This is a genomic window from Streptomyces sp. NPDC046876 (assembly GCF_040645035.1).
GTDB lineage: Bacteria > Actinomycetota > Actinomycetes > Streptomycetales > Streptomycetaceae > Streptomyces.
This window is the reverse complement of the sequence record NZ_JBEYXK010000020.1, coordinates 91,534-101,643: the sequence shown is the minus strand read 5'-3', so window position 1 is coordinate 101,643 and position 10,110 is coordinate 91,534. Positions and strand designations below refer to the sequence as shown.

General features: G+C 76.1%; 10 protein-coding genes. 5 read left to right on the top strand and 5 right to left on the bottom strand.

Features of this window, described 5'->3' with window-relative positions:
- Positions 1 to 251 precede the first annotated feature (251 nt).
- Entirely contained in the window at positions 252 to 1,046 is a 795-nt protein-coding gene (locus ABZ924_RS14630) for an aspartate/glutamate racemase family protein (protein WP_361908334.1), read from the top strand.
- Positions 1,047 to 1,058: 12 nt separating this feature from the next.
- Here ABZ924_RS14630 and ABZ924_RS14625 read toward each other — a convergent pair whose 3' ends face one another.
- Positions 1,059 to 1,985, bottom strand: a complete 927-nt coding sequence (locus ABZ924_RS14625; protein ID WP_361908331.1) for an ADP-ribosylglycohydrolase family protein — start codon at positions 1,983 to 1,985, stop codon at positions 1,059 to 1,061.
- Positions 1,982 to 2,599 carry a TetR family transcriptional regulator gene (locus tag ABZ924_RS14620; RefSeq protein ID WP_361908328.1) on the bottom strand — a complete coding sequence of 206 codons (618 nt, stop codon included), beginning with the start codon at positions 2,597 to 2,599 and terminating at the stop codon, positions 1,982 to 1,984. Before ABZ924_RS14620 ends, ABZ924_RS14625 begins: the two co-directional genes overlap by 4 nt.
- A 98-nt stretch (positions 2,600 to 2,697) precedes the next feature.
- Between ABZ924_RS14620 and ABZ924_RS14615 the strand changes: the two genes are divergently transcribed.
- Complete coding sequence (locus ABZ924_RS14615) at positions 2,698 to 3,795, top strand: NAD(P)/FAD-dependent oxidoreductase (RefSeq protein WP_361908325.1); 1,098 nt, start codon at positions 2,698 to 2,700, stop codon at positions 3,793 to 3,795.
- A gap of 62 nt (positions 3,796 to 3,857) precedes the next feature.
- On the opposite strand, the gene ABZ924_RS14610 is transcribed toward ABZ924_RS14615, so the two are convergent.
- The gene (locus tag ABZ924_RS14610; RefSeq protein ID WP_361908322.1) at positions 3,858 to 4,331 is read right to left on the bottom strand and encodes a VOC family protein; all 474 of its coding nucleotides are present in this window, start codon (positions 4,329 to 4,331) and stop codon (positions 3,858 to 3,860) included.
- Positions 4,332 to 4,459: 128 nt separating this feature from the next.
- Here ABZ924_RS14610 and ABZ924_RS14605 point away from each other — a divergent pair, with 128 nt between their 5' ends.
- The 3 genes from ABZ924_RS14605 (at position 4,460) to ABZ924_RS14595 (ending at position 7,304) form a co-directional block, all read left to right on the top strand.
- On the top strand, positions 4,460 to 4,975 hold the full coding sequence (locus ABZ924_RS14605) for a hypothetical protein (RefSeq protein ID WP_361908319.1): 516 nt from the start codon (positions 4,460 to 4,462) through the stop codon (positions 4,973 to 4,975).
- A 72-nt stretch (positions 4,976 to 5,047) separates the two neighbouring features.
- Positions 5,048 to 6,682: an apolipoprotein N-acyltransferase gene (lnt, locus tag ABZ924_RS14600; RefSeq protein WP_361908316.1), complete on the top strand. Its 1,635-nt coding sequence runs from the start codon at positions 5,048 to 5,050 to the stop codon at positions 6,680 to 6,682.
- A gap of 64 nt (positions 6,683 to 6,746) precedes the next feature.
- Complete coding sequence (locus ABZ924_RS14595) at positions 6,747 to 7,304, top strand: NUDIX domain-containing protein (RefSeq protein ID WP_361908313.1); 558 nt, start codon at positions 6,747 to 6,749, stop codon at positions 7,302 to 7,304.
- A 68-nt stretch (positions 7,305 to 7,372) separates the two neighbouring features.
- On the opposite strand, the gene ABZ924_RS14590 is transcribed toward ABZ924_RS14595, so the two are convergent.
- Together ABZ924_RS14590 and ABZ924_RS14585 are read right to left on the bottom strand one after the other, a co-directional pair.
- Positions 7,373 to 8,167, bottom strand: a complete 795-nt coding sequence (locus ABZ924_RS14590) for a serine protease (protein WP_361908310.1) — start codon at positions 8,165 to 8,167, stop codon at positions 7,373 to 7,375.
- Between the two features lie 364 nt (positions 8,168 to 8,531).
- Positions 8,532 to 10,037 carry a glycosyltransferase family 39 protein gene (locus ABZ924_RS14585; protein WP_361908308.1) on the bottom strand — a complete coding sequence of 502 codons (1,506 nt, stop codon included), beginning with the start codon at positions 10,035 to 10,037 and terminating at the stop codon, positions 8,532 to 8,534.
- Between the last annotated feature and the right edge of the window lie 73 nt (positions 10,038 to 10,110).

The window sequence follows — 10,110 nt, the reverse complement described above, 5'->3', positions numbered from 1 at the left end:
GGCTGGATATTCCAGCCTCGCCGGCGTTTGAGGCGCTGGGGGTCCCCCCAGCGGTAGCTGGGGGAGGGTCCGGGGGCGGATCCCGCGGTTTCTGGGGGCACCTCCCAGCGGTAGCTGGGGGAGAGGGGGCGGGGTGGGGGCTGCTCCGCGCAGCGGCAACCGGCGGCGGCAGCGGGGGCGGCGGTGTGCCGCGGGCCACAGGCGGGCCCCGTCGGCCGCTGCGGCGGGGCCGCGTCGATTAAGGTGACCGGGTGAAGATCGCCCTCATGGACTCCGGAATCGGCCTCCTCGCGGCTGCCGCCGCGATGCGACGGCTCCGCCCGGACGTCGATCTGGTCCTGTCCTCCGACCCCGACGGCATGCCCTGGGGCCCGCGCACCCCGGCCGACCTCACCGGGCGCGCGCTCGGTGTCGCCCGGGCCGCCGCCGCGCTGCGCCCGGACGCGCTGATCATCGCCTGCAACACCGCCACCGTCCATGCCCTGCCCGCCATCCGGGCCGAGCTGGAGCCCGCGATCCCGGTGATCGGGACCGTGCCGGCGATCAAGCCCGCCGCCGCCGACGGCGGGCGCGTGGCGATCTGGGCCACACCGGCCACCACCGGCAGCCCGTACCAGCGCGGGCTGATCCGCGACTTCGCCGCCGGCGCGTGCGTCACCGAGGTGCCGTGCCCCGGCCTCGCCGACGCCGTCGAGGCCGGCGACGAGGCGGCCATCGCCGCGGCCGTCGCGGCCGCGGCCGCGCTGACCCCGGCCGACGTCACCGACGTCGTCCTCGGCTGCACGCACTACGAGCTCGTCGAGCCGACCGTCCGCGCCGCCCTCGCGGAGCGCACCGGCGGGGCCGAGCTCACCTACTACGGCTCCGCCGAGCCCGTCGCCGTGCAGGCGCTGCGCCGCATCGGCGCCGGCCCCGCACCGGAGCTGCCGCGCATCGGCAGCCTGACCGTTCTGCTCAGCGGTGCCGAAGGGGCCCTCCCCGCCGCCGCACTGGAGTACGCCGAAGGCCGGCTCCTCGCCGGCGAGGGCGCGGCCGTCGCCGGCTGACCCGCAGCCCCTTCAGGGCCGGCCCGGCTCTGCGAGGCGCCGGGCCAGCTCGCGCAGGTCGTCCGCGTCCAGGACCCGCGGACCGAAGCCGGGCAGGGGCACGTGCAGTGCGGCGCTCCACTCCGGCGGGACCGACGCCTGGCCGTAGCGGGCCCCGGCCAGGGCGCCGGTGACGGCGGCCACCGTGTCGGTGTCCCCGCCCAGGTTCACGGCGGCCCGTACGGCCTCGGCGAACCCGTCGGTCGTGCGCAGCGCCCACACCGCGGAGCCCAGGCAGGGCCACACCGCGCCGTTGAACTCGGTGGCCAGGCCCGGGTACCAGCCGGGGTCCAGCACCCGGCCGTACCGCTCGCGGTGCTCCGGATGTACGGCCGCCAGCACCCCGGGCAGGCCGGCCAGCGGATCGGCGCCGTCCAGGGCGATCCGTACGAGCTCGTGCAGCACGGCCGTGCCCTCCCAGGCCGCCCGGTCGCCGTGGGTGAGCGCGGCGATCCGCCGGGCCGCGTCCATCGTCGCCTCCCGCCCGGCGGCGGCGAAGTACACCGCCGAGGTCGAGGCCCGCATGAGGGAACCGTTGCCCGCCGCCCGGGCGTTGACCTGGAAGTGCAGTGCGGCCGCCAGATCCCAGGGCGCGCCGCTGGTCAGCACGTCCTCCGTCTGGAGCCCGATGTCCTTGGGCTCTCCCGCCGCCCAGCGCTGGAACCGGCCGAAGACGTCGGGGAGTTCGAGGCCGCCGTTCTCCAGCAGCGATTCGCCGACCAGGACCGCCATCTGCGTGTCGTCGGTCGCCTCCCCCGGGTCCCAGCCGCCGCCCCCGCGCATCTCGGCGCCGCGTGCGGCCAGTTCCCCGGCGGGCCCGAACTCGTAGGGCGCGCCGAGCGCATCGCCGACGGCCGAGCCCAGGACCGTACCCACGGCGCGGTCGAGCCGCGTGGTCATCTCTCCTCCTCCACGTTCGCTTCCGGCCCGTCCGGTTCCGGGCAGACCGCGGACAGTACACCGCGGGCGAAGGCCTCCGGGTCGTCCAACCCGGCGGCGGCCAGCGTGTCCGGCGCCCCGGCCAGCAGGTGCCACAGCGCCCCGTGCATCGCAAGGGTGAGGGCCCGGGCCTGCGCCGGCCCGCCCGGCAGCCCGGCCGCGCGCAGCAGACGGCCGTGGGCCGCGAAGTCCGCCGCGCCGATCGGGTCCAGCAGCGCGGCCAGCCACGGCCGCCGCGCCGCCTCGGCCTGGAGTTCCAGATAGGCCAGGACGCGCGCCCGCCCCGGCCCGGCCGCGTCGCGCAGCAGCCCCGCGAGCAGGGCCGCCAGGGCGTCCCGGTCGGAGGGTCCCGGGCCGGCCCCCGCCAGGGCGTCGGCCAGGGCCCGGTACTGCTCCAGGCACCGCTCGGCGACCGCCCGCAGCAGGGCGTCCCGGCTCGGGAAGTAGTTCTTGGCCGTGCCCGGGGGCACGCCGGCCGCGGTGTCGACGGCCCGGTGGGTCAGCCCGCGCCCGCCCGCCTCCGCCAGCACCGCGACGGCCGCGTCCCGCAGCCGGTCCCTTCGATCCTGATTCACGCGTGCAGCCTAACCACAAGTGTGGTACCACAGGTGTAGTACCACACTTGTGGTGGAGGTTCGTTTCGCCGGACGCACCGACGTGAGGGGAACGTGTCATGCAGAACGAACGGGACCGGCAGGTCGGGCGGGGCACACGGCACAACGACGGACCCGGCGACCCGGGCACGGCCGTCGTCGTCGGGGCCGGGGTCGGCGGGCTCGCCACCGCCATCGGCCTGCGCCGCGCCGGCTGGGAGGTCCGCGTCCTGGAGCGCCGCACCGCGCTCGAGCGCTACGGCACCGCCTTCGGCATCCATCCCACCGCCCAGGCGGCCCTCGACCGCCTCGGCCTCGGCGAGGCCCTGCAGGCGCGCGCGGTCCCGTACCGCGGCGCGAAGATCCGCCGGCCCGACGGCACCGTGCTGGCGGCCCCGCCCCTCGAACGGATCGAGCGCAAGGCCGGCCGCCCCGAACTCCTCGTCTCCCGCCCGCACCTGATCGACGCCCTGCTCGCCGAACTCGACCGCCTCGGCGGCGTCCACCTCGCGTACGGGCAGCGCCTGACCGACCCGGACGGGCTCGACGCGGACCTGGTCGTCGGCGCCGACGGCATCCACAGCGCCGTGCGCACCGCCCGCTTCGGCGCGCGCAGCCGCGTGCGCACCCTCGGCACGGTCGCCTGGATCGGCATCGCCGGCTTCGAGGCCGGCGTGTACGGCGAGACCTGGGGCGACGGCCGCTTCTTCGGCATGACCCCGGTCGAGCCCGGGCGCACGAACTGGTACGCCGCCGTCCCCGCGGCCACCACCGCCGACGGGCTGCGCGCCGCGTTCGCCGGCTGGCACGACCCCGTCCCGCGCATCCTCGCCGACACCGACCCGGCGACCTGGATCCGCTACGGGATGCGCCACCTCCACCCGGCACTGCCCGCCTTCGTCGACGGCCGCCGCACCGCCCTCGTCGGCGACGCCGCCCACGCCATGACCCCCAACCTCGGCCAGGGCGCCTGCACCGCCCTGCTCGACGCCGAGGCCCTCACCCGCGCCGTCGCCGCGCACGGGCGGGCCGGACTGCCCGCCGCCCTGCGCGCGTACGACGCCGAGCGGCGCCGCAGCGCCCAGCGCGTCGCCCTCGGCTCGCGGACCCTGCACCGGTTCGTGACCGCCCGCCGCCCGGCCCTGCGCGACGCACTCGTCGGCCTGCTGCCCGGCTGAACCGGAACCGGCCCGGAGCCGGCCGAGAACCTCCCGCGCCCCAGGGCGGAGAGCGCCGCGCCTCACGCCCTCGCGAGGCGGCGCTCCAACTCCTCCCCGGAGACGGTCTCCAAGTGGGTCAGGAACACCCACAGGTGCCCGGACGGGTCGCGCAGGATGGCCGTCCGGTCGCCGTGGAACCGGTCGGCCGGCGGCTGGAGCAGCTCGGCGCCCTCGGCCACGGCCGCCCTGGCCAGGGCGTCCACGTCCGGTACGTACACGTGGAGCGCGACCGAGGTCCCGCCGAGCGCGGAAGGGGCCGAGAAGGGCCCCTCGGCGGTGTCGCCGAGCATCAGCACGGCCCCGCCGATGCGTATCTCCGCGTGCAGCACCCCGCCCCCGGGGCGGTCGAGCCGGAAGTCCACGACGGCGCCGAAGGCCCGCTCGTAGAAGTCGAGCGCGGCGGCCGCGTCGGCCACCATGACGTGCGGCACCACCGCCGTGCGGTAGCGCTCCGGGATGATCTGTGCGGCCCCGGCCGCCTCGTGAGTGGTCATGAGGACGACCGTAGGAGCTCAACCTTGCTTGAGGTCAACGGCCGCCGGGTACGTTCCGCACGACAGGCCGGGTGAGGGGCCGGCGAGAGGCGGTGCCGCACATGCGGAACGTGAGTACGCTGCTACCCATGACGGGTCACCCCCCTGGTCCGCTGTGGACAGGCCGGGCCTCCAACCGCGCGCAATGGCTCCTGGCGGCGGTGGGCGCGGCTGCGCTGGCGCTCGGCATCGAGCTCGCCGTCGACTACTCCTGGGGCTCCGGCAGCGTCCCCCTCGTGATGTCCGTGGTCGGCTGCCTCGCCGTCGGCCTGCTGATCCTCTACGGCACGATCGCCTTCGTGCACGTCGCCGTCATCGTGGACTCCGAGGCCATGCAGGTGCGCTGCGGGCACATAGGGCTGCCGCGGCGCACGATCCGGCTCTCGGAGGTGACCTCCGCCGAGTTCCTGCCCCGGATCACCCCCCAGCAGTGGGGCGGCTGGGGCTACCGCTGGCGCCCCGAGAAGGGCACCGCCGTCATCGTCCGGCGCGGCGAAGGGCTGGCCCTCCACCTCGGCGACGGCAAGCTGTTCACCGTCACCGTCGACGACGCCGAGAACGCGGTCCGGGTCATCCGCACCCACCTGCGCGCCCTCGCCCGCTGACCGCCGTATCGGCGGCCCGCCGCGGGCCCGTCCGTGTGGGGGCATCCGGCCGGGCCACGTACACTCCGCCCAATGAGCAGCAGTGTCACCCGAAAGCCCGAAGGCGACGGAGCGGAAGCCGCCACCGCAGCGGAAGCCGCCACCGGAGCAGAAGCCGCCGCGCGCCCGGCCGCCGGGCAGTCGCAGCGCAAGACCGCCGCCGCGCTGCGCGCGGCGCTGGCGGTCGGCTCCGGCGTGCTGCTCTACCTGAGCTTCCCGCCCCGCCCCCTGTGGTGGCTGGCCCCCTTCGCCCTCGCCGTCCTCGCCGGCTGCCTGCACGGCCGCCGCGCCCGCGCCGGCTTCGGCCTGGGCCTCCTGCACGGCCTGGGCTTCCTGCTGCCGCTGCTGGTGTGGACGAGCGAGGGCGTCGGCCCCGTCCCGTGGCTCGCCCTCGCCACCCTCGAGGCCCTCCTCATCGGCCTGACCACCCTCGGCGTCGCCCTCGTCAGCAAGCTCCCCGCCTGGCCGCTGTGGGGCGCCGCGGTCTGGATCGCCGGCGAGGCCCTGCGCGCCCGCGCCCCCTTCGGCGGCTTCCCGTGGGGCAAGCTCGCCTTCGGGCAGGCCGACGGCCTCTTCCTGCCGCTCGCCGCCCTCGGTGGCACCCCGCTGCTCTCCTTCGGCGTCGCCCTGTGCGGCTTCGGGCTGTACGAGGTCCTGCGCACCGCCCGCAGCCACCCGCGCCGGGCCACCGCCGCCCTCGCCGCGCTCTGCGTCGCCGCCCCGGTCGGCGCGGCGCTCGCGGCACGCCCGCTGGTGTCCGACGCCGCCGAGGACGGCACCGCCGTGGCCGCCGTGGTCCAGGGCAACGTCCCGCGCGCCGGGTTCGACTTCAACGCCCAGCGCCGCGCCGTCCTCGACAACCACGCCAACCGCACCCTGCAGCTGGCCGAGGACGTCAAGGCCGGCCGCGTCGCCAAGCCGGACTTCGTCGTCTGGCCGGAGAACTCCTCCGACATCGACCCGTACACCCAGCCGGACGCCTACGACGCCATCGACCGCGCGGTGAAGGCCGTCGGCGTACCCGTCGCGATCGGCTCCGTCCTCGCCCCCGAGACCGGTCCGCTGCGCAACACGATGATCCTGTGGGACCCGGTCAAGGGCCCCACGGACACCTACGACAAGCGCAAGATCCAGCCGTTCGGCGAGCGCATCCCGATGCGGTCCTTCGTCCGGCTCTTCAGCTCCGACGTGGACCGCGTCCGCCGCGACTTCGGCCCCGGCAAGGACCCCGGCGTCTTCGACATGGCCGGCAGCCGCATCGGCATGGTCACCTGCTTCGAGGCCGCCTTCGACGACGCCGTCCGCTCCACCGTGCAGGACGGCGCGCAGGTCATCGCCGTACCGAGCAACAACGCCACCTTCGGCCGGACCCAGATGACCTACCAGCAGCTCGCCATGGACCGGGTCCGTGCCGTCGAGCACAGCCGCACCGTGCTGGTCCCGGTCACCAGCGGCGTCAGCGCCGTCATCCGGCCCGACGGCCGGGTCGTGCAGCAGACGAAGATGTTCACCGCGGACGCGCTGGTCGCCGAGATCCCCCTGCGCTCGACCGAGACCCCGGCCACGCGCTTCGGCCCGCTGCCCGAGTACGCGCTCCTCGTGCTGGCCGCCGGCGCGCTCGGCGGCACGCTCCTGTGCCGGATCCGCGCCCGCCGCAGCGCCGCCTGACGGGCGCCGCCTGACGGGCGCCGCCTGACGGGGGACCCGGCGCGGGCCTCGTAAGGTTCGTGGCATGAGCACACCTGAGTTCATCCGCCAGATCCGCGCCCACGCCGGGAACCGGCTCCTGCTGCTGCCGGGCGTCAGCGCCATCGTCGTCGACGGGCACGGGCGGGTCCTGCTCGGCCGCCGCGCCGACACCGGACGGTGGTCCGTGGTCGGCGGGATCGCCGAGCCGGGCGAACAGCCCGCCGACACCGCCGTGCGCGAGGTGTACGAGGAGACCGGCGTGCAGTGCGTGCCCGAGCGGGTGGTGCTGGTCGAGATGCTCCAGCCGTTCACCTACCCGAACGGCGACGTCTGCCAGTTCCAGGACATCACCTTCCGCTGCCGGGCGACCGGCGGCGAGGCCCGCGTCAACGACCACGAATCGCTGGAAGTGGCCTGGTTCGCGCCGGACGCCCTGCCGCCGTTGGAGCCGTTCGCACTGGACCGGATCCACCGGGCGCTGCGCGACGAGCCGACCTGGTTCAGGCCGGCTGCCGAGCTCCCGGAGGAGACGCCCGCCGCGGCCCCTGCCGCGGTCGCCGTCCCGGCTCCGGCATGGGTGCCGGAGGGCATCCCGGAGTAGCCACGGCCCGCGGGGCGCGCGGGCCGGGCGGAGTCCCGGGATCCGCCCGGGGACGCGCCGCGGCCTGCTCAGTCGGCGTCGGCCGCCTCCCGGTAGAGCTCCACCGCCTGGTCGCCCATCACCGCGCTGTACGACACGTCCGGGTCAGAGCCCCCGCCCTCGTACCCGCCCAGCACCCCGGCCACCGCCCCGCCCACCAGCCAGGGGCTGCCGCTCGTGCCGCCGCTGAGGTCGGGGCAGTCGATCCGGCGCTGGCTGTCGGAGTACAGGGCGGTGGTGTTGGCGCAGCGCAGCGGGGTGTCCTCGGTGCTGGGGTAGCCCACTATCGTGACCGCCGCGTCGGCCGCCTGCTCGGCCGCCACCGGGAAGCCGCCTACAGCGTCCTCCACGGACGCCCCGTGCCCGTCGCCGCCGGGTCCGTCGCCCCCCTGACCGTCGCCGACCGGGACCACCGTGGCGAAGGCGACGTCGGCGTCGGGGTCCTGGCCGGCGGTCCACTGCGGCGCCAGGTACGCGCCGGTCAGGCGCCACACCCCGTACGGGGCGCTGCCGTCGCGGTAGCCCGGCGCGAAGTAGGTGTTCTGCGGGTCGCCCAGGCAGTGCGCGGCGGTGGCTATCACGTCGCGGCCGTCGCTGTGCACCACGGCGGCGGTGCAGAAATGGCCCCCGGACAGGCTGCCCGCGAACAGCGGCCCGACCCGGTTCGCCGTCTCGTCGGGCAGGGCCTGCGCGGTGACGCCCAGCGGCGGCACCGCCTCGGCGTCCGGCATGTTCACGCTGAGCAGGGCGGCCATCGCGGCCAGCGCGGCGAGCGTCCGGGACGTCCGCCGGATGCGGGGGCGGTGGGCCGGTGGGGGGAGCATGCTCGGGATCATGCTCCGAGATTCCCCGTCGAAACTATGACCGGAGCCCGCTATTCCATATGAATCCGCTGTGAATCCCCGGACCGCCCGGCCGCGAGCGGCGGCGAACCCGGGCCAACCGGGCCGGACCGGGCGAACCGCCCGGTCGGCGCCCCGAGGCCCGTCCGGCGCCCCTAGGCAGTCTCTTCCGGATCTTGCTCCCCCGGCTACCGCTGGGAGGTGCCCCCAGACCCGCGCCGCCGGCACCGCACCTCGCTGCGTTGTCGAGGCACCCGAGGACGTCCAGTAATCGGGAGCCTCTCCGCCTTGCGATGCACGGCACCGGACGACGCGGGCTTAACCGGCAAGATCCGAAAGAGACGACCTAGCGGCGTTCGTACACCGTCACACGGCGGCCCCGTACCTGCCGGTCCGCCACCACCGTGAACCGCTCCCGCAGCACCGCCGCCTTCGCCGCGTCCCGCGCGGCCCGCCACGGCTTCGCCACCCGCGCCGCATCCGTCACCAGCAGCACCCGCCGCTGCCCGAGCAGCGCGGCCCGTATCCGGTCCGGCTCCGCCTCCTCGCCCTTGAGCGTGGCCGAGGCGGCCGGCCCGCGCTCCAGGGCGATGTCCGCGAGGCCCGCGAAGGCCCCGGGGGAGACCAGCGCGGTGTCCCGCCGCGCGGCCGGCACGAACAGCACCGCGTCCCCCGGCTGCTTCAGCCGGGCCACCTCACCGGCCACCGCCAGTACGTCGTCGATCCGACTGGCCGGAGCCCGATCGGCGAGGGCCACCGGCAGCAGCGCCAGTACCCCGGCCACGACCACGCCCGGCACCAGCAGCGCCGCCCCCCTCGGGAACCGGGGCGCGGCGGCCCGTACGCAAGCCCCCAGGCCCGCCCCGACCAGCAGGGCCAGGCCCACCATGCCGAAGAGCACGTACCGGTCCAGGAACAGCGGCCGGGCCAGCGAGATCCCGGCCAGGCCCAGCTGCGGCACCGCCAGCAGCGGCAGCCCGACCGCGGCCGCCGACAGCCGGCCCGCGCGCGGCCTGTCCAGCACGGCCCCGAGGCCGCCGACCGCCAGCAGGATCGCCGGGCCGGCCATCATGTGCCAGGTCAGCGGCGGTATCCACGACACCTGCTCGGACTGGCTCCGGCTGAACAGGACCAGCGGCAGCGCCCCCGCCACGGCCCCCGCCGAGGCCACGGCCCACCGCCCGACCACGCCCCGCCCCGCCCGCACCCACCACAGGGTCGCGGCGTGCGCGGGCAGGACCAGCAGCGACAGCCAGTTCAGCAGGGCGCACACCAGCACCGTGAGCCCGTACGCCGTGTACGCCGTCCAGCGGGGCCACCGGCGCCGTCGCGGCCGCTCCGGGCCCCCGCCTGGAGGCCCCCCGACCCCGGCGTCCGCCAGCAGCGACACCAGCAGCAGCGTCGACAGCCCGGCCCCCGCCGCGACCAGCGCGTACGGGCGGCCCTCCTGGAGGTGGAACTGCACGGCCGGCAGCAGCGCCAGCGCGAGCCCTGCGCCCAGCCCCGCCCAGAACCCGGCCAGCCGCCGCCCGATCAGCGCCACGCACGCCGCGGCGGCCGCGACCGCCAGCACGGACGGCAGCCGCAGCGTCGTCGTACCGGCCCCGAAGAGCTCGAACAGGGCGTGCATCAGCAGGTAGTACAGCCCGTGCACGGCGTCGACGTTGCCGAGCATCTCCCAGATCTCGCCGGCCGGCCTCACGGCCACCTGCCACGTGGCCGCCTCGTCCCGCCACACACTGTCCTGCCGGGACAGCCCCCACAGCCCGAACCCGAGCGTCCACAGCACCGGCAGCAGCCACACGAGGATCCGCCGCCGGCCGTCAGGTATCTCGGATATGTCGGAAGTCATGAACCGGATCGGATCCTCGGGGGGCGGCGCGGGCGGAAAGCACCAGTCTATGGACGACACGGACGGTTCGCGC

Bases quoted from the DNA above. Each gene is read 5' to 3' on its own strand.
- ABZ924_RS14590 (WP_361908310.1), bottom strand. From the start codon at position 8,167: ATGCTCCCCCCACCGGCCCACCGCCCCCGCATCCGGCGGACGTCCCGG.
- ABZ924_RS14625 (WP_361908331.1), bottom strand. From the start codon at position 1,985: ATGACCACGCGGCTCGACCGCGCCGTGGGTACGGTCCTGGGCTCGGCC.
- ABZ924_RS14595 (WP_361908313.1), top strand. From the start codon at position 6,747: ATGAGCACACCTGAGTTCATCCGCCAGATCCGCGCCCACGCCGGGAAC.
- ABZ924_RS14605 (WP_361908319.1), top strand. From the start codon at position 4,460: ATGACGGGTCACCCCCCTGGTCCGCTGTGGACAGGCCGGGCCTCCAAC.
- ABZ924_RS14615 (WP_361908325.1), top strand. From the start codon at position 2,698: ATGCAGAACGAACGGGACCGGCAGGTCGGGCGGGGCACACGGCACAAC.
- lnt (WP_361908316.1), top strand. From the start codon at position 5,048: ATGAGCAGCAGTGTCACCCGAAAGCCCGAAGGCGACGGAGCGGAAGCC.
- ABZ924_RS14610 (WP_361908322.1), bottom strand. From the start codon at position 4,331: ATGACCACTCACGAGGCGGCCGGGGCCGCACAGATCATCCCGGAGCGC.
- ABZ924_RS14585 (WP_361908308.1), bottom strand. From the start codon at position 10,037: ATGACTTCCGACATATCCGAGATACCTGACGGCCGGCGGCGGATCCTC.